The sequence below is a fragment of the Nitrosomonas sp. JL21 genome (assembly GCF_009833095.1).
Lineage (GTDB): Bacteria > Pseudomonadota > Gammaproteobacteria > Burkholderiales > Nitrosomonadaceae > Nitrosomonas.
Genome location: NZ_QRCB01000039.1, coordinates 1 through 18021, shown reverse-complemented (window position 1 = coordinate 18021; position 18021 = coordinate 1). Strand labels below are relative to the sequence as shown.

The window sequence follows — 18021 nt, the reverse complement described above, 5'->3', positions numbered from 1 at the left end:
AGGGAAAATTTAAAGATTGCAATTTTACACGAGAAGATATACATATCAGCGATCTTCCATGACTAAGACACTATGACTTCTGCCGATGCGGTTTTTCTGACTGCGCAAATACGTGACATTGAGCAGCAGGCGATGAGCTTGCCCAAGCCCCCTCGGCTGATGGAAAAGGCCGGGCTGGCGGCTGCCCAGGTGATTCGCGCGCAGTGGCTCAAAAAACCTCATCGGTCGATAGTGGTGCTTGCCGGGCCGGGCAATAACGGCGGCGACGCTTTTGTCGTCGCGCGTTATCTGAGGGAATGGGGCCATGCCGTCACCGTGGTATTCAATGGCGACCCGAACCGCGTGTCAATGGATGCCAAACAAGCGCTGCAATCGTGGTTCGGCATCGGCGGCGACTTATCTCCCGATATACCGGATGGCGATAAAACTTGGGACATGGTCGTCGACGGCTTGTTCGGCATCGGACTGGATCACGCGCAGCATCGGCCTATTGAAGGCCAATATCGCGAATGGATAGAAGTCGCCAATTCATGGCATGTGCCCATCGTATCGCTGGATATGCCATCCGGCATTGGCAGCGATGATGGGTGCATCCATGGCGTTGCAATCCGTGCCGACATGACCGTCACGTTCATCGGGCTCAAGCCCGGACTGTTCACCAACTTTGGCCCTGAATACTGCGGTACGGTGATATTGCGCGATCTGGATGTTCTGCCGCAACTCTCTGCCGCGCCGCAACCGCACAGTTGGCTGTTGAATACATCGTTGGCGCAATCGTCGCTGCCATCGCCGCGGCGGGCCAACAGCCACAAAGGCAGCTTTGGCAATGTCGCAATCCTGGGCGGTTCCACCGGCATGGTCGGTGCTGCGCTGCTCGCTGGTCGATCGGCTCTGTATCTGGGCGCCGGCCGCATATATGTGGGCTTCTTGGCCGATCCTGCGCCTGCAGTCGATTTTTCCCAACCTGAACTCATGCTGCGTGCTCCATCCGAGCTATTTACCCTAATTCCCCTAACCCCGCTCAATTGCTGGGTGATCGGCCCGGGCCTGAGCCAATCGGCACAAGCACTGGTGTGGCTTGAAAATGCGTTGAAGGGCGATGGTGCGATAGTTCTGGATGCCGATGCGCTCAACCTCGTCGCACAATATCCTCGCCTGGGTCAGCAACTCAGTCAGCGCAGCGCCGCAACCATATTGACGCCGCACCCGGCCGAAGCCGCCCGGCTGCTGAATACCGATACGTCGGCAGTGCAAAACGATCGCATGAGCGCGGCCCATCAAATCGCGCAGCAATTCAACAGCCATGTCGTATTGAAAGGCGCGGGCAGTATTTGCTGCTTCCCGAACGGTGACCGCTACCTGAGCACCAGCGGCAATCCGGGTTTGAGTACCGCTGGTACCGGCGATGTGCTCAGCGGCATGATCGCAGCGCTGATCGCGCAAGGATTGACTCCTCCGCAAGCATTGTTGCTGGGAGTTCATCTGCATGGCGCCGCTGCCGACCGGTTGCTGCAGCAAAATCACGGCCCGGTGGGAATGACTGCATCGGACATCATCGCTTCCGCTCGGCTATTATTGAATGATTGGATTTATCACGCAAACGATTCATCGTTTAAAACGTAAGCAAGCCATGAATATCGAGGTTCCAAAGTTTAAATCGAGGCCGCTTATGTAGAAACGGGTTGCAAGGTGCACAAGGTGACGCTTTTCATGCCATCCTCTGCGGTTGTGGATACAATTTACGGATGATTCTGAGGAAGCTGAGGCTTCTCCCCGCTTTCACCCTTTGTCATCCTGCAGGACACTGGTCTATAAATTTCTCTTTTATCTGCCAAAACTGAAAATATGTTTGTTTTCGTACAGATCAGTCTTTGTTCTGTAATTATGATTTCAACATACCGAGCAAGAAAACAACCATCTTCATTATTTACATTAAATCAATCCTGGAGATTTTGGATATGAATGAGATCACTTTATTGACTCTGGTCAGTTTCTTAAGCTTATCTTTCATTTCGTTCAGTGTACTAGCTGGAACCGGGAGCTATATGGATGAAGCCATGAAACATACCGAAGCTGTGATGTCGTCAACCGATAAAAAGGCTATAGTCCAGCACGTAACAGAAGCAATAACTCATGCCAATGCCGCAAAGAATGACCAACAGCATAACGTAGACGCAAATTATATCGACGAAGGGCTCAGGTCTTTGGATGAAGCTGTGAAAGAAGGTAACAATGGAGAAGTTGAGGCGGCTCAGGAAGCGGCAAGAAAAGCGTATGAGCATTTCAAACGGGCATCATCTATCATTCCTCGTTCTTATCATTGAGCATCCTCTTACGGTAGCAGTCTCAGTTTTCACGCTGGCAACTGTTGAGACGATTGCAACGATTCCAACCGATCAGTGATGCATTTGATCACCGCCATCAGCGGCGGCGGGCAAAGCACCGACTTTAAAGGCCACATCCACCGCAAGGCGCTGGAGCATGTCGGTTTCATGAAGCCCCTCCAAAAAGCGTCCGGGAATGCCCGATAGTCCGGCCTGAGCCCCGACGAGGGCTCCGGTCAACATAGCGCGCGCCTGATTTTCACCGCCGCCATTCACGGCGTGCAGCACAGCCGATTCAAAATCGTCCGGAAAGCGGGCGGCAAGATGATAGGCTGCGGGAAGCTGGTGATAAATGGCGCAAGTCATGCCATATACCATGGAAACCTTCCAGGCGGGTTCTATGCGAACATCAGGATCCACAGCGGTATTCGCGACATACGAAGGAGTAAGCAAAGCATCTGGCGAGACAAAATATCCGTTTTCCAGCGGACGATCCTTCTGCGGCGGTTGCAGGTCGGTATGCGCCATCGTATGAAAGGGCAGTTTTCTTGCTCTTGCCAGCCGTAGAAGCTTATTGGAAAGATTGCCGTCGAGCTTGTTTCCCTGCACCAATTGCCCCAGCACCGCGCCGTAGGCCACAGTAAGGGCAACAACGGTTCCGTCGTTCTGCGTGAGGCGGGTATTGCTGATGATGGCGGTTGCCATTTCTTGCGGTTGAAAGGCGTAACGGACTGCCAGCGCGAGCGTTCGGCCTATCGCCTCGGTAGTGTCGGCGGGCCCTCCCGTTTCCCCCCACGGCAGGTTCTGCTGAACCCGTTTGCGCCACGCATCTCGAATCGACTGCTGAGTATATCCTCCCGGCCCATTGACCGGCATGCCGTTGAGCAACGGAAATATTTCCTCGTCCATGCGCCGGCAGAAATCGGCTTCATCATAGCCGCCGCATTCAATGAGCGAGCTCAGCATCAGGTGGAGAAGAATGCCTCCTTGCGAGAGTTGACCCGCTTTGAGTCCACTATGGTAGCGGCCGGGTTTGGGATCGGCATACGTTGTGATCCAGTCGCCGTAGTCACGGCGGAGCACCGCCAGATCGTAGTACCAATGGGGGCCCAGTCCTAACGCATCACCGATGAAGGCGCCCATGATGGCGCCAGCAGCACGATCTTTAACGTCTGCGTCTTGATTAATGGAGTCGAGCATGTTCTGATCCTCATGTTGGTTGACATCAGCCAAATGATTTTCGAAGTGCCATGATTTGAATCACCTCTGAAGATGGACTCTATTCCAGTCCGATAGTTTTCGTTGCCTGCTTCTGGATGCTGTGGGCACTGTGGACAATGGATGAGGTAAAACCACCCTGAATCATGCCCATGCCGTCATGATTTGGTGGATTCATTGGAATGCTGCAACCGGCAGACGTTCTATTGCAAATCTGTATGACAGCTACCCTCTATCCACAGACAGGTTCTGGACATGCCATCAATCGGCTGCCGATCTGTGGTTTCCATTTTTAGCAGATTGCAAATCAAATTCTAAGCTGGAGCTGATATTTCAATTTGTCTACCATTTTATTCAAGGCAGTTTTCATGGATTTCGCTGTGGGCCGCTCCACGGCAATATGAATCAACAACGCCAGCAGCATCATGCCGATAATGAGGCTCCAGAACAAAATTTCGGGATCAGTTTGAGCATACGTCTGGTTATAAATCATGAAACCCAGATTTTGATGCAACAGATAGAGAGGATAAGTCATTGCGCCCAGCCAAACCCAGTTTGCGCGCGCGACCATGCCTGTTTTTCTGCATGCAATCATTCCCATGATCCAAAAAAATGCGCTTACAATCGCAGCAATGACAATTGGATTTAAGTCATTCTTGATGCGCATCTCGAATTCATGCGCATCGATTGTCGACTGATACACGGCACAACCCCATGCAGCGGCGATCATCAAACCTCGGTTCCAGCTCATGCCTCGATTCCAGATAAGAAAAAATGCCGCGCCGGCGATAAAATTGGCGGAATAGCCGTCCAGCAGTATGAAATGGAAGCGAGTCAGCGGATACACCGGAAAAATCAACAATATCATCGTAACCACCAGCCAGAAAGAAAATAACAATTCGATCTGTTGGATTCTGCCCATCAGCAGCACGATTGCCACCAATGCATAAAATTTGAGTTCTACAAATAACGACCAATACACATTGTCGATCGACTCTATCCCCATGAAACCGCTCAGCATCGTCATGTTGGCAAGGTATTGGCTGAAGGTTGCCTCATATTCCGTTGATCCAATGATCAGAATGGCAACGAATGTGATGGTGCAGCAGATCCAGAATGCCGGGTAGAGCCGAACCAGCCTGGAAATAATGAAATGCCGCAACCCCCCGCTGGAAGCGGTCATTAAAATGACGAAGCCGCTGATCATGAAAAACAGATCTACCCCCAAATAGCCATATTTGAATATGGAAGAAACTATGGGATAGGGGGCGATGGTTTGAGAATTTATCGCGAAACCGACGAGGGAATAATGATGAAAAACAACCGCTAATGCTGCAAGAAATCTCAGAAGATCTAATTCGTTAATTCTGCTGTTTGGGTTGCCAAGTACGATCACATTATTCAACTCTGAGAAAATTACGCTGCTGCTCAGAATGATCTCTCAGGAGGCAACCGCAGTCAAACTGAAAATATATTAGTCGCAACCTGAACATTCATTGGCATCCTATTAATAAAAAATCTGCATATCAGTTGACCAATTAACAATTCATCCCTTCCGTTGAGCCAATTATGATTTAGCTTTTTTCAGATTCCCGCTGTTCAAAACAAAAAAATAAGCAATCTGCCCTTATAATTCGGCCTGGCGCAATTTTTGAATTTTTGACCGTGTATTCCTATTTGTACCCGTCATCTGCCTCAGGATTTGCACTTTCATGGCAGAACCTTCTCTCTTTCTCATGATGACTTTCAGAGTATTGAATGAAAACTGATATGACCCATCCCTATCGTCAGCATCGCCGGATACTCGTTGCGAGTTTGGTTGGAACAGCTGTGGAGTTTTACGATTTTTACATTTATGCGACGGCGGCAGCCCTGGTATTCGGACCGTTATTTTTTCCGGCCAGCTCGCCGGCCGCGCAATTAATGTTGTCATTCATGAGCTTTAGCCTGGCGTTCATCGCTCGCCCATTCGGGGCGATATTGTTTGGTCATTTCGGTGACCGGATCGGGAGGAAATCGACGCTGGTCGCGTCGCTAATGCTGATGGGAATCTCGACCTTATTGATTGCGTTCCTGCCGACTTACGCAATGGTGGGCTGGGTCGCACCGCTATTGTTATGCATCCTGCGCTTCGGTCAGGGACTGGGGCTTGGCGGAGAATGGGGAGGTGCGGCCTTATTGGCAGTGGAAAATGCTCCCCCCGGATGGCGAGCGCGTTTCGGCATGGTTCCGCAACTGGGCGCGCCGGTTGGGTTTATTGCTGCCAATGGACTATTCCTGTTGATCGGCATGGCATTGAGCGAAGCGGATTTTGCAGCATGGGGCTGGCGCATTCCATTTCTGGCCAGCGCCATTCTGGTCGGGCTCGGTCTGTGGGTGCGCCTGAAAATCAACGAAACGCCTGAATTTTCTCAGGCATTGGCAAAGGATCCCCCGATCCCGATTCCGATCGGTGAATTGCTCCGTAATCATGCGCTTGCCACGTTTGCCGGGACTTTCGCCGTGGTGGCCTGTTTCGCGATTTTTTATCTTTCAACCGCTTTTGCGCTCGCCCATGGTACGACTGAGCTTGCATACAAGCGGGAGGTTTTTCTGTTCATCCAGCTTGCCGCAATTCTATTCCTGGTACTGGGCATCATTACCTCGGGTGTGCGCTCCGACGCTACCAGTGCGGCGCAGGTTCTGACATGGGGATGCGCGGCAACCATCGTCATGGGATTGGCATTCGGACCGCTTCTGGGTTCGGGATCGTTATGGCTGGTATGGGCGGCATTATCGCTGGCGCTATTCGTGATGGGGTTTGTCTACGGCCCACTCGGCGCATGGTTGCCATCGCTGTTCCCTGCCCGTGTGCGTTATACCGGAGCATCCGTTGCCTTTAACGCGGGCGGAATTCTCGGTGGCGCAGCGGCTCCGATTACCGCGCAGGCGCTTAGTGAAATGGGCGGCACCTCGCTTGTCGGTATTTATTTAACGATTGCAGGGGTATTGAGTCTGGCGGGGCTGATGCTTGCTCGACAGCCTAAAGCCGAGTGAAGCAAACATAGTCAGCTCAATTTTTCAGGGGAAACTGAGCTTACTATATGATTTCGCCTTACTGATCCCCAATCGCCACTGTAAAATCCTCAAAAGCTTTCTAAGTGCGACTTTGGAATTAACGTCGGCTACTATCAAGCAGTTTGGATATTCGAGGCTTGTTTGCCTTTTTTACCTTGAGTCACGTCAAACGAAATTCTCTGCCCTTCTTGAAGAGTTTTGTAACCAGCCGAATTGATCGCTGAGAAATGCACGAATAAATCTTCTCCCCCATTATCAGGAGTAACGAAACCGAATCCTTTCGTTGCATTAAACCATTTCACTGTGCCTGTTGCCATGTGCTCATTCCTTTTTTAAATGAATATAAAACTATTTCGCCGTGCTGTTTGAATCGAAGTGTTCACATGGAATTCCAGCCAAAGTGCTGCCAGTCATTTAAATGCAAAAACTTAGAAACAAATATCAATGCTATGTTTTTTTTAGCGGACATTCTGTACGTTAACGAACAGATGAGCTTATATTTTACCTAGCCGCGGAATGGTTCTTCAGATATGGCTTGAGCCTTTATGCCATTGAAATTTTACTCGTGACATTCAATAAAGCACCCCGTCGCAAGAAACGGGGTATTAACTGCGCCCCAACCTCTTGAAACGACCGCTGCGGCGGCGTCATGCAGCCGCCTATGCCCATTAGTAAGATGAAAAAGATGATCCGAACCGCGATACTCGCTATCGCACTCATTGATGGATATTTTTATCGATAATAGGAGAGGTGCTTATTCTAGTAATTACCTCAACTGAAGTTGTGCGGCATTTTGTCGCAGTTCCTCATGAAGAATGCCAGCAATCAGGAAAATTTGAAAGCTTGCTGATTATTCAGACCTCGCCAATTCCAGGAAGAGGGTTGTCGTAGATCTGTTTCTAGCTCCGCGACGTGGTATCCAGCCTTAGCTGCCACCGAATATCACATAACCGACACCGGTATTGGGGATGGCGCCATCACCGAAGGGCGCGCCGATGATCACATCAGCAAAGCCGTCATCGTTGATGTCTCCAACGCTGCTCACCGATTTACCCAACGAATCGCCCGCGGCGATTCCGTTCAGCGCAAAGCCTTCATCATTACTCAATTCTTCAATATTGATCGACGCACTGAAACCGGACGATTTGCCAAACACCACATAACCAGCCCCGGAATCCTGGCCATTCGGATCGGCGGCATAGGCGCCGATGATCAAATCGTCATTCCCGTCGCCATTGAAATCACCTGCGGCGCTCACCGCTCTGCCGAATAATTCTCCAGCAATGCCGCGCTCCAGGCGAAAACCATTCGTGCCGTCCAGATTGGCTAAATTGACGGTAGCGTCGAACCCGGTATCCTTGCCAAATACCACATAGGCTGCTCCGGAATATTCGCCGCTCGCGCCCGAGCTTCTGGCGCCGATGAGCACATCATCAAAGCCGTCGCCATTGACATCCCCGGCGTTATCGACCGAATAGCCCGCTTCATCGCCCTCAGCTTCGCCTTCGATGCTGAATCCATTGTTGCCGTCCAGATTTGCCGTATCGATGACCGCATCGAAACCTGACGATTTGCCGAATACGACATAGCTCGTGCCAGCGCCTCCATAATAAGAGCCGCCGATCAAATCACCGAAGCCGTCTCCATTGACATCCCCAGCGCTGACGCCATTGCCGAAGGATGAACCGGAGACCGCCCCGTCGATTCTGAAACCGTTGCTGCCATTCAGAACGGATACATCGAGGTCGGCATCGAAACCCGTGGTTTTACCGAAGATAACAAAACTGCTGCCGGTGTTCTCGCCATTGGGATTATCTTTCCGGGGCGCACCGATAATGAAATCATCAATGTCATCGCCGTTGACATCGCCTGCGCTGTCCAGCGACCATCCCAGCAGCACATCTTCTTCATCGACCTTGACGCGAAAACCATTGCTGCCACCCAGACTCGACAGATCCATCGTGGCACTGAACCCCGCCGCTTTGCCGAACACGACATAGGTATAGCCGGTGTCCTTTGAAGGAACATCCGATAACGGCGCGCCGATCAGCAAATCATCGAACCCGTCATTGTTGATATCGCCGGCGCTGCCGACGGCCTGACCGGCTGCATCCCCACCGGCCACGCCATTGATGCGGAAACCGTTATTGCCGTCCAGGCTTGACAGAGTCAATGCCGCGGTGAAACCGGATGCCTTCCCAAAAACGACGAAACTGTTGCCGGAATAAAAATCATCGAAGTTATGCGGCGCGCCGATGATCAGATCATCAAACCCATCACCATTGATGTCGCCTGCGCTGCCGACGAATTCACCGGTATCGTCACTGGTGCCGATACCGTCCAATCGGAAACCATTCGTGCCGTTCAGTTCTGTCAGATTGATCGAACCGCCAGGATTGTTCAGCAGATTATCAATCGCCGTCTTGGCAGTTGTCACCGACGCCGCTTCGGTCGTCACGTCTGCCAGTACTTGCTGGAGCATTGACAAATTGGTCGATGATCCCGCTTTTTCAATCGTGTAATAACGCGATACCTCAATGCGATTGTCGAACAAAGCGGCGGCATTTCCCCATACCGGATCGGCATGATCGATACCGTCGAGTGCGGTAATCGCCCACTCGGTCATCTGCCCGAAGGTCTGACCGGAAGCTTGCTGTGCAAGAATGTAATCGACTGCTCCAGTTTTATCAGCTTCAGAAACACTATCGCCCAGCAGATTATCGGCCAGCTTGTCGGCATTGCCGGTATTATAAGCTAGCGCAGCTTCGCCCCAGTCGGCATCGGAGGCTGGAAAACTCGACAGCAGGCCGGTAACCTCAGCGATGATGTCGGCCTGCGGTGCTCCATCATTCATGCGGTTGACGATATAGCCTGCGGCGATCGTTTTATTGTCCACCGTTGCACGGTCTGCAATCAAGTCTTCAAGGAAGGCTTCTGCAAATGCCGTCGGGGTCAAATCACCGGCATAGCTTTTGCCCCAGAATAATTCATTGCCTCTCAAGGCTTGCGCCATACTGGCCAGTGTCTGCCCGGCTTCGAGCTGTTCTCCCAACGCTCCCAGATAAATTGCGCCAGGCGATGCATTGAACATCGCCTGGGCCAGTTGGAGGAGGGAGGTTTGTTGTTGTTCTGTCAGTGCCATTGCTGTTTACCTTACATTTTAGAATTTTGAAGTCTGGACAGGAAAAATCACGGTTGCGGCCATACTTGAGCGCCATTGAACTGGATCGGCATATCGCGATCGACTTGAGCGGCTGATGGCCGCACCGAGATTTGCTGACCTACTCCCCCGCATGATTCCGGCAATGGATTTTCGGTCAAGTCACGTGTGATCGTGAAAAACGCCGGAAAATCGAATGCATGCCCTCCCGGCGTTCCATCGAATTTTGATCCTACGGCAGGTACCCACAGGCTCACGGCGTTATCCGTACTCATATCGTCTATGGCGGTAATTTTGCAAATATCGGCCACAGCAACAGCGAATCGGATTTTTTGCGCGCATGATTCCGAATTGAACAACACTGAGCTGCTCACAAATGCGATACGCGCAAACAAATGAGGGGCCACAGTCCGGCCGCCCCCTGCCCAGAATCCCACCACATTGCTTTTGGAATCCCGCTTCACATCCTGTTCACTGAAAACCGAACGATCCTGATACAGCTGGATGGAATTTCCCCAATTGGTAACGAAGTCGCTCAATGGACCCGTATGAGGATTACCATTGACCGCAATGGTTGAATCCAGTCCATCTGGAAACACGACGCTCGAGCCCATGACCGGATTTTCACTACAACCGTGCGTAATGACCAGATAATTTTCTGATGACTTGCCTTCGGTAACTTCGGTGGGTTGAATAACGGTATGCGCGAACGCACTCTCGTTTTGATGGACAACTCCAATGATTGCAATGAACGCCAACAGACTGTTGAATAGGGATCGTGACAATACGGTACGCATGCGTACTCCTCCTTGATGAATTATTTTGACGTTCGAAATAGCGTCGGACTGCATGCTGCTGAAATCACAAGATGAATGTGAAGCAACAATCTTTACAGAAAAAGATGGGCTATTCGATTAATAGCGAAGCATTATCTGTGATTGATGTATGGCTAACAATGTGACAAATTGCCGCATGCGACAATTTGTCGCGTTGATTTGCCCTTGATCATCAATCAGCATAATGACGGAATCTGAATCTCAGCTTTACTGTTGAATATTCCTAGAAATCAAGTTCTTATCCGAGCACTCTCATTATCCAGAGTTTCCCTGAAATTCCCGCCGTATCGTGCGTCAAGGAAGTCCAATATTTCTTCTCATCCACGCTTTTGCAGTACCGTCGGACAGCCCAATTCGGTTTTCGGTTGATTGCTCGGCACCACTGGCAGATGGTTCAAAGGAATACTCGGCGAATCGACAGTGCAGTGATCATGGGTAGTCAGCATGCTGCGCGGCCTGAAAACCAAGCCGTGACCCAGCAACTGCGGCAACGGTGAAACCATCGGAATTTACCCTTCCCGCGAAGATATCGACCAGTACCTGAGACCTGTATCGGTAGACAAAAAGGGATTTAAAGTTCAACAGAAAAGTGTTGACTGGTGGCTCAAGCAGCGCCAGAAACATCGCAACGACTGATATTCCATCGCACTAGGATCAAAACTCAACTCATCGCTACGCTTGCTCAAGATGGCGATGATATTGAGCACGCATGAAATCAGTCATGGGAAAATGATCATGGGATTCTCACGCTTCATCTTCACAACTGATCACTTCGGTTTCCCTATTCTTCAGCCGCTCGGTTGATGATTGCAAGCGCCGCCGCATACCCTTCTGGAGCTTGAATACGCCATACTTTCAGACTATCCCATTGCGGACTGGTATGAACAATCTGACAATGTTTGCTATCAGTCGGTACGATTGAAATCGACTGAAGATGATCAGCGATTCCGACCCCCAGCGCTTTCAATACCGATTCTTTCATGACCCACTGGTTGATGAATGCTTCCGTCGTTTTCAACGGGATTTTTCGTTCTGCAGGGGTAAACACGAATTCGCCCAAGCTCTTCACGTCGATTCGCCGATCGTAGCGTTCGATATCCACGCCTACCGATCCCGCCATGGAGATGGCGATCAACGCAAAATCGCCGGAATGTGAGACATTGAATTCAATACGATCATGATCTTGCAAAGCAGGCTTGCCATAGTCATTGATCACGAAACGCAATGCTTCCGGCCGCACCAGAGTCTTTTCAGCGAGAAGTTTTCTCAGCAAAGCACGGGTCGCCACCGAGCGCACTTGATCTGCATGCAGATGAAACCGCATGGCATGATCACGTTCGGATTTGCTCAGCAGTATCCAATCCGAATCCAAAAAAGGCATCCGCAAATCCAGTTTAAGCTGCCAAGCTTCAATCTGATCGGGAACATCATCGGGTAAATGTAAATGCTGGAGTGTATGCATAATCTACTCAAATCAAGGGCACCAGAATTCGAGGATTAAAACGCTCGTCATATTAACTCAAAAATTACAATTGGATAATAGGACACAAGAGATTTGAATGATTATATTCAAGTGATTGTTTATTTAATTATTCTTTATCGATAATAAGTGCTTCAGCTCAATCTTGGGTGCGTAACTGCGACAATTGGTCGCATAGTCAATGCAGCAAATTTTGTAGATAATTTATTAGATCCTTGATACCGGCTAATCGCATGATCTTGGCATTGACGTGCATTGCTGAATGGTATGCGTTTCCCACTTTTATATTTAATGATTAACACCATGAAATCATTTACATTCCTTTTTATTTATCTGCTCATCGCGATATTGAGCATGAGCTCGCTTGCTCGCGCAGAACAAGCTGACTTGAAACATTTTACTTCCGGCAGCTATCAGCAATTGCTGAAAGAATATGCCGACAAGCCCTTTATATTGATGATCTGGTCGATTCATTGCGCTTCCTGCCTTAAAAAAATGCCGGTCATGAGCGAACTTCAGAAAAGCATGCCGGGCGTCAATCTCATCATGCTCGCCACAGATGATGCGTCGGCAACTGATCAAGTCAAATCCATATTGACCGGCAACGAACTTAGCCACACCGATAATTGGATCTTTGCTGATGCCAACGCCCAAAAGCTGCGGTATGAAATTGATCCCAAATGGTACGGTGAAGTACCCCGCACTTATTTTCTGAACAAGGAACATCAACGTGTTGGCGTCAGCGGCTCTGTATCTCGCGAAAAGCTTGAATCCATGTTCAAGGAAATTTTCAATTAGCGCAGTTAGTCATCGCTGTTTACAGGGAATTCTTTACGCATTATCGTCATTTTTTTGCTTCGATGACAATGTCCATTCGGATTCGCTCAATGAGTCACATAGTGAGCCTTAGTGTTTCTGATCTCAAGGCTACATCTCTGATTGAAATCGTTTTAAAATACGTCCTATGTTCTACTCACGACTCGTGTGCAGCCTCCTATCGATGCTGCTTTTGACCCTACCCGAAAATTCAATTGCCGAATCTGAGCAACTACTGCCTGAACAAAAGATCTTTACCTCAGCAGCATTCGCTCCGGATGGGCGACTCTGGCGACTCCTGCCGTCTCAGACATTTGTTTCGGTTGATTATTCAATTGATTTTGGAAAAACATTCAGCCAGCCGGTTCGCGTCAACCCGACCGATATGCCGATCCACGCCTGGGATGAGAATCCTCCAACGCTGTCGGTAGATCGCAATGGCAGAATTTACGTGCTCTACTTTGCCAATGACCGGCAATCCAGCACCAGTTTTTTCAGTCATTCCGACAGCGGCGAGCAATTCAGCGTTCCTGTCAAAATCAGTTCGGAAGCTAATACCTGGTATCACTATCAAACCGAAATGCTGGTCGATGCAACCGGTCGTATCCATTTCACCTGGCATGATACCCGCGATCGAGCCGAGTACAAAAAACAAGGTGGTGGCGATCTATCGATATACCATGCCGCTGCAAAAACTGGAAAAACCATCACTCTGCCGGCCGATCAACGCCTCGCAAAGAATATCTGCTCATGCTGCCGCACTGCGATGGCCGAGGATATCGACGGCAATTTAGTCTTACTGGCGCGCTTCGTTTATCGTGGCAACATCCGCGATCACGGATTATTCAAGCTGTCGCCCGACGGCAAAATAAGCGAGCCCTGGCGAGTCACATTCGATGACTGGGAAATCGAAGGATGCCCGGCGCATGGCCCGGCTTTGTCGATCAGTGAGGATGGCCGCTATCATATGGCCTGGTTCACTCAGGGAGAAAAACGCAGCGGGCTTTTTTATGCGTGGTCGGATGATCACGGCAAGACTTTCTCCCCGCCAATGCAAGTGGGCAATCCGGATAAGCTACCAGGTCGGGCTGAAGTACTGGCTCTGGGCAAACGCGTAGCGTTGGTATGGAAAGTATTCGATGGCGCTAAAACCCGCATTGAAGCGATGGATTCGGTGGATGGCGGACTGCATTGGTCGGCAGCGCGAGCGATTGCCGAATCAGAATCTCAATCTGCCCATCCCGCCTTGATTACGGACGGTAAGCAGATCTTTCTCTCCTGGAGCAGCCTGGATACCGGTTACCGGCTGATTCCCATTGAGTCCATCCCAACTGGCCAGTATTGAATCCTCCCCGTTGGGTTTCAGAAAGCGCTGATTAATTCAGTGAGCGAAGCGATAAGCGCACGAAACGCAACAGTCGAGACCTATTAACAAGAAGGTGAGGAGTAAGTACCGCGTATGAAGCAATTCGTTCGTGCAGTCATCATCAATTAGAATTTCCCTCAATCAGGGCTGATCGATCTTGGTGTACACCGAGGTATCGAAATGCATATTGCCGGCATCTTCGCAATGAAAAATCAATTGATAATTGGCGGCTTTATCATCAGTTGCAGTTTGACTGACATACACCTGATAAACACCGGTTCCTCCGGCGACCCGGATGCCGGGACTGGATTTCCCATCGACATTGGTAATGCTCGAAAGCGCTTTGTCTTTCACCACGATGACATTGAATTGTCGGCCATCCACCACCTTTAGATCATTGATCTGCACAAACAGATGATGATTATCCGCTTCTCCGCAGGTCACCAGAAAATGATCGGTAGCATTTGCTGCTGTCAGGCTGTTGTTTAACTGATGCGATGATGCAACGTAGGCTTGGCAGATTGCCGCCAGACCGGCCGTAAGGATGACGTTTTTTGTCATGAATCGATGGTTCATAAAGGTTGATTGCTCCTGTTGTCGTTGAAAATTGTCGTGCCGTAGATTGAATTACAGAATATTGCAAATTACCTGAACTCCCTCGTAGCGAATGGAATTACCATAATCTTCCGACATTCAGCGGAGTTTCCTCATGTTGCGCTATCAATTTCTCTGCGATTTATACAGATGTGCAATCATTGAAAAACTATCTAGGGGCATTCGAGAAACTTGCAGGAAACTTAACCATATGATTCTTTGAAATTGTTCGATTGCTGAATGATGCTGAATTAGACAATGCACTCAAATTACTTTGATACGTTAATTCGCTGGACGCTGAACAAGTCGATACGATACTCTGCTTGCAAACCGCGTCGTTTGTATATTCGATGAGCAATCTTTGAAGCAACAAGACCTTCCAAATCAGAAAATGCAATAGGTTGAAATAAGATATTCATTATTTGTGGAAAATATTGGAATCGATGACGAAATACTCCAACACGCCCTTCTGCACAAGCAGTAAAACCATCGTAATTTTGCCGATGGCTTGCGCTGCGTAGATGAAAACCACATTGGAGAATCACTCCTGCTAAACAACGACTATTCTTTTTTTGTGATTCCGTCTGAGCCATTTGTTTGCGTAGGCTTAATGGTCGTAATTCATTGATGTAAGCAAAGCATTCATCTTTGCTGCCGGATTTGCCTGCTGCATGCCAACCTGCGGGGATTTCCTTAAAATCGGACCAGGTTGAATAGTGCTCTTCGTGATTGATTACTACGAGATAAGTTACTGTGGGTACTTCATTTTCATTCCATACCATAAATCAATAATCTCATTCGGATTAACTAAAAACTATCCATTCTACATTCAGGAACTAGGTTTTAGACTAAAGCGGTCAGATTGGAGAGTCAATGTGACAAATTGTCGCACGCGGTAGAAGGCCGCACAACTAGATGTTTCAACTCATGATTGAGCCACTCCTATATCATTTGATTTGGATAAATCGATGAATCATCACAAAAAAGATTAAAAAGTAGAAAAGAATCTCTGAAAAAGAAAAGGAGAGATCTTATCTAAAGCAGGAAAAGCGTGAGAATCAGGCTCCACAGATGACAGGAAATTGACTGCAGATTAGTTTACACATGAACCATAAGCCTTAGGGCATTTGGAATCCAATCCTCCCGCTGGATCTGATAAATCCAATGTGTTTAGCTTTTGTAGTACTTTGGAATAGTATTTCGGGTCCCTTGTCCAGAAAAGGTAGTTTGCTTTCAGCGTATCACGTGCAAACGACATGAGCTCAGAAATATCAGGTTCATACCCTTTTCCATCCCATCTCGTAGATTGGTAATTCTGGTGTTGTACGGAAGGGGCCAATGGAACTATGCCAGAGAGCTCTGGATAATAATGATAGACTCCTTTCGGCTTATCTCGATGAAGCAATCCCGGATCCTCCATGAAAATATCAGGCCCTCCTAGTGCTGTCCCTATTTCTTTGAGCGTTTCAATGAATGGGCCAAGGATCCGGCGAGGATAATTAGTAAACTGATATGTCATCGTGTTCGGAAAATATCGACGTACTTCCTTATTCAATTGCAATAGATTCCTAAAGTAGTCATTTGTTTTATTGTTCGTGAGATCTTTGGAGTCTCCTGTGGAACTTTCAGTAAAACCAATTCCCTCGAAATAAGGATGAGAATTGAATTGTTCACCCAGTGCGCGAATCAACAGAGTCAAGCGGTCAAGAACGGATTGATTCCAAAGTTTTAGACCATACCCTCTGATCACGCCTTTACCATAGTTGTTAAAAGGATATATACCTCCTTCATATTTAGCAGCTTTAACATAATCAGGTATCGTGACTTGATTGACATCCGGACCGAAAGATTTTAATTCAAATAAAATAACAAGACGCTTATTTTGCTCAGCAAGTTCAGAAAGGTGCTGATTAATTAGTGAAAAATTATATACTCCTTCTTGCGGCTCTAATTCTCTCCAGTTATAGCGTACCTGCAATCCTCTCAACGCGGGCGTAGTTTTAAGTTCCTGATAGACTTGCCTCATATACCCAGGTTTATTTTTACCATAACTAAGAATGGTGTAGTAATGACCGGGATGCCATTTAATCGCATTCTCAGAAGAATACGCCGTGCCCCCAGCACCTATCATTAAGATAAAAAATAATAGTAATTTTAACGGCATAAGTTTTTTAAAAAATACTAGCTATAATCTTATTACCATGATAGCAAAATGAAACATATCGTAGTTAATAAAATTCTGGGGAATAACTAAGATGTAAGGAATTCTAAATTCTAGCAAGAGAAAGCCACGTTCAGTGTTCAGAAAAAATTTTAGACATTTTCTGGCATTCGGACTCAAGGAAAAATAGGTATATGGAATTTCCTCAAACCATTAATTAATAACAGATAAACCCCCGGCTCTGCCGGGGACTCCCAAAGGTTTGACCGTTAAGGCAGTCGTCGTAACGTTCTCGTCCCAACCACGAGACGAGGAGTCAAAGATGAAGGAGTCGGCCAACAAAAACATGCCTAATGAAGTCCTGACCCATGAACTGCTGGTGCATAAAGTCGAATTGGAAATTGACGTAAAGGAGGTATGGGACGATAAAATCCCCACATTGAACAACTGAATCTGATCTAACAGGCGCGTCGTCAAATCGGGCGACTGTCAGATCGGGTCTGAATTACTACATTTAATTTTCTGCTTGTTATGTATATTAGGGCTAGAGAGAAAGTATGAGCAAAATTCTGCGATGGGTTCTTCAATTTTCTTTGCTTGTGATGATTGCCATTACTTTTTTGATACTGTGCGATTTTATCGTCAAAGGCGGCACTGTAAAGGATTACATCCTGTTTCTCTCGGGCTTAGTGCTTTTCTCCGGCCTGCTTTGGCTATCAAAGTTCATCGGTGATCCCGCATTAAATTCTGAAGAATGGAAAGCTAAGTTCAATTCCCCCGAAAATCCTTTGTGGCGGTGGTACAAGCCTGTTATGGCTGGTTTAATCCTCATAAATATTATTACCAACCTTATCTCAGGGTCCAGTAGCTCTGTATCCTAATTAGTCTGTCCTGAATAACACCTAACATCATGATTAGATAAGCGTGTTTTCTTGATTGTTAAGCTAAAACTGTAGTGGTCTAATAATCCCGGACACGAATTAAGGTTGTAGTATGAGAAATCTTTCGG

The 18021-nt window shown here is 48.3% G+C and carries 17 protein-coding genes and 1 pseudogene; 8 read left to right on the top strand and 10 right to left on the bottom strand.

The features are described from left to right. Positions 1-72 precede the first annotated feature (72 nt). From ABF87_RS11585 to smbP, 3 genes and pseudogenes are all read left to right on the top strand, one after another. Positions 73-1623 (top strand): NAD(P)H-hydrate dehydratase, encoded by a 1551-nt coding sequence (locus tag ABF87_RS11585; protein ID WP_160829282.1) that lies wholly within the window; start codon positions 73-75, stop codon positions 1621-1623. Between the two features lie 38 nt (positions 1624-1661). After that, positions 1662-1841, top strand: a pseudogene (locus tag ABF87_RS15130) (hypothetical protein); the annotation flags it as partial. A gap of 117 nt (positions 1842-1958) precedes the next feature. Continuing rightward, entirely contained in the window at positions 1959-2324 is a 366-nt protein-coding gene (gene smbP, locus ABF87_RS11580) for a small metal-binding protein SmbP (RefSeq protein ID WP_160829281.1), read from the top strand. Between the two features lie 72 nt (positions 2325-2396). Here smbP and ABF87_RS11575 read toward each other — a convergent pair whose 3' ends face one another. Further along, positions 2397-3524: an ADP-ribosylglycohydrolase family protein gene (locus ABF87_RS11575; RefSeq protein WP_160829280.1), complete on the bottom strand. Its 1128-nt coding sequence runs from the start codon at positions 3522-3524 to the stop codon at positions 2397-2399. A gap of 325 nt (positions 3525-3849) precedes the next feature. After that, positions 3850-4938 carry an acyltransferase gene (locus ABF87_RS11570; protein WP_160829279.1) on the bottom strand — a complete coding sequence of 363 codons (1089 nt, stop codon included), beginning with the start codon at positions 4936-4938 and terminating at the stop codon, positions 3850-3852. A gap of 362 nt (positions 4939-5300) precedes the next feature. Between ABF87_RS11570 and ABF87_RS11565 the strand changes: the two genes are divergently transcribed. After that, a complete protein-coding gene (locus ABF87_RS11565) occupies positions 5301-6578 on the top strand; it encodes an MFS transporter (RefSeq protein ID WP_240143652.1) in 1278 nt (425 codons plus the stop codon). Between the two features lie 134 nt (positions 6579-6712). On the opposite strand, the gene ABF87_RS11560 is transcribed toward ABF87_RS11565, so the two are convergent. From ABF87_RS11560 to ABF87_RS11540, 5 genes are all read right to left on the bottom strand, one after another. Next, a complete protein-coding gene (locus ABF87_RS11560; RefSeq protein WP_160829278.1) occupies positions 6713-6916 on the bottom strand; it encodes a cold-shock protein in 204 nt (67 codons plus the stop codon). A 608-nt stretch (positions 6917-7524) separates the two neighbouring features. Continuing rightward, entirely contained in the window at positions 7525-9741 is a 2217-nt protein-coding gene (locus tag ABF87_RS11555; protein ID WP_160829277.1) for an integrin alpha, read from the bottom strand. 47 nt (positions 9742-9788) lie between these two features. After that, positions 9789-10556 carry a hypothetical protein gene (locus ABF87_RS11550; protein ID WP_160829276.1) on the bottom strand — a complete coding sequence of 256 codons (768 nt, stop codon included), beginning with the start codon at positions 10554-10556 and terminating at the stop codon, positions 9789-9791. 356 nt (positions 10557-10912) lie between these two features. After that, the gene (locus tag ABF87_RS11545) at positions 10913-11098 is read right to left on the bottom strand and encodes a hypothetical protein (protein ID WP_160829275.1); all 186 of its coding nucleotides are present in this window, start codon (positions 11096-11098) and stop codon (positions 10913-10915) included. A gap of 278 nt (positions 11099-11376) precedes the next feature. Then, positions 11377-12057: a 4'-phosphopantetheinyl transferase superfamily protein gene (locus ABF87_RS11540; protein ID WP_160829274.1), complete on the bottom strand. Its 681-nt coding sequence runs from the start codon at positions 12055-12057 to the stop codon at positions 11377-11379. A gap of 321 nt (positions 12058-12378) precedes the next feature. On the opposite strand from ABF87_RS11540, the gene ABF87_RS11535 reads away from it, so the two are divergent. Continuing rightward, positions 12379-12873, top strand: coding sequence for a redoxin domain-containing protein (locus ABF87_RS11535; protein ID WP_205012692.1), 495 nt, complete (start codon positions 12379-12381; stop codon positions 12871-12873). Between the two features lie 202 nt (positions 12874-13075). Then, the gene (locus ABF87_RS11530; protein ID WP_160829272.1) at positions 13076-14236 is read left to right on the top strand and encodes a sialidase family protein; all 1161 of its coding nucleotides are present in this window, start codon (positions 13076-13078) and stop codon (positions 14234-14236) included. Positions 14237-14398: 162 nt separating this feature from the next. Here the strand turns inward: ABF87_RS11530 and ABF87_RS11525 are convergent, their stop codons facing one another. The 3 genes from ABF87_RS11525 to ABF87_RS11515 all read right to left on the bottom strand — a co-directional run bounded on the left by ABF87_RS11525 (position 14399) and on the right by ABF87_RS11515 (position 17015). Further along, positions 14399-14818, bottom strand: coding sequence for a hypothetical protein (locus ABF87_RS11525; RefSeq protein WP_160829271.1), 420 nt, complete (start codon positions 14816-14818; stop codon positions 14399-14401). A 302-nt stretch (positions 14819-15120) separates the two neighbouring features. Further along, the gene (locus ABF87_RS11520; protein WP_160829270.1) at positions 15121-15633 is read right to left on the bottom strand and encodes an MbtH family protein; all 513 of its coding nucleotides are present in this window, start codon (positions 15631-15633) and stop codon (positions 15121-15123) included. Positions 15634-15944: 311 nt separating this feature from the next. Continuing rightward, positions 15945-17015 (bottom strand): glycoside hydrolase, encoded by a 1071-nt coding sequence (locus tag ABF87_RS11515; protein WP_160829269.1) that lies wholly within the window; start codon positions 17013-17015, stop codon positions 15945-15947. Between the two features lie 319 nt (positions 17016-17334). Between ABF87_RS11515 and ABF87_RS15345 the strand changes: the two genes are divergently transcribed. Next, positions 17335-17463, top strand: coding sequence for a hypothetical protein (locus ABF87_RS15345; protein ID WP_275689466.1), 129 nt, complete (start codon positions 17335-17337; stop codon positions 17461-17463). A 106-nt stretch (positions 17464-17569) separates the two neighbouring features. Then, positions 17570-17893 carry a hypothetical protein gene (locus ABF87_RS11510; protein ID WP_160829268.1) on the top strand — a complete coding sequence of 108 codons (324 nt, stop codon included), beginning with the start codon at positions 17570-17572 and terminating at the stop codon, positions 17891-17893. The last annotated feature ends 128 nt before the right edge of the window (positions 17894-18021 follow it).

Excerpts from the sequence above, each read along its gene's own strand:
- ABF87_RS11585 (WP_160829282.1), top strand. The coding sequence starts at position 73 with ATGACTTCTGCCGATGCGGTTTTTCTGACTGCGCAAATACGTGACATT.
- smbP (WP_160829281.1), top strand. The coding sequence starts at position 1,959 with ATGAATGAGATCACTTTATTGACTCTGGTCAGTTTCTTAAGCTTATCT.
- ABF87_RS11575 (WP_160829280.1), bottom strand. The coding sequence starts at position 3,524 with ATGCTCGACTCCATTAATCAAGACGCAGACGTTAAAGATCGTGCTGCT.
- ABF87_RS11565 (WP_240143652.1), top strand. The coding sequence starts at position 5,301 with ATGAAAACTGATATGACCCATCCCTATCGTCAGCATCGCCGGATACTC.
- ABF87_RS11560 (WP_160829278.1), bottom strand. The coding sequence starts at position 6,916 with ATGGCAACAGGCACAGTGAAATGGTTTAATGCAACGAAAGGATTCGGT.
- ABF87_RS11555 (WP_160829277.1), bottom strand. The coding sequence starts at position 9,741 with ATGGCACTGACAGAACAACAACAAACCTCCCTCCTCCAACTGGCCCAG.
- ABF87_RS11550 (WP_160829276.1), bottom strand. The coding sequence starts at position 10,556 with ATGCGTACCGTATTGTCACGATCCCTATTCAACAGTCTGTTGGCGTTC.
- ABF87_RS11545 (WP_160829275.1), bottom strand. The coding sequence starts at position 11,098 with ATGGTTTCACCGTTGCCGCAGTTGCTGGGTCACGGCTTGGTTTTCAGG.
- ABF87_RS11540 (WP_160829274.1), bottom strand. The coding sequence starts at position 12,057 with ATGCATACACTCCAGCATTTACATTTACCCGATGATGTTCCCGATCAG.
- ABF87_RS11535 (WP_205012692.1), top strand. The coding sequence starts at position 12,379 with ATGAAATCATTTACATTCCTTTTTATTTATCTGCTCATCGCGATATTG.
- ABF87_RS11530 (WP_160829272.1), top strand. The coding sequence starts at position 13,076 with ATGCTGCTTTTGACCCTACCCGAAAATTCAATTGCCGAATCTGAGCAA.
- ABF87_RS11525 (WP_160829271.1), bottom strand. The coding sequence starts at position 14,818 with ATGACAAAAAACGTCATCCTTACGGCCGGTCTGGCGGCAATCTGCCAA.
- ABF87_RS11520 (WP_160829270.1), bottom strand. The coding sequence starts at position 15,633 with ATGGTATGGAATGAAAATGAAGTACCCACAGTAACTTATCTCGTAGTA.
- ABF87_RS11515 (WP_160829269.1), bottom strand. The coding sequence starts at position 17,015 with ATGCCGTTAAAATTACTATTATTTTTTATCTTAATGATAGGTGCTGGG.
- ABF87_RS15345 (WP_275689466.1), top strand. The coding sequence starts at position 17,335 with ATGAAGGAGTCGGCCAACAAAAACATGCCTAATGAAGTCCTGACCCAT.
- ABF87_RS11510 (WP_160829268.1), top strand. The coding sequence starts at position 17,570 with ATGAGCAAAATTCTGCGATGGGTTCTTCAATTTTCTTTGCTTGTGATG.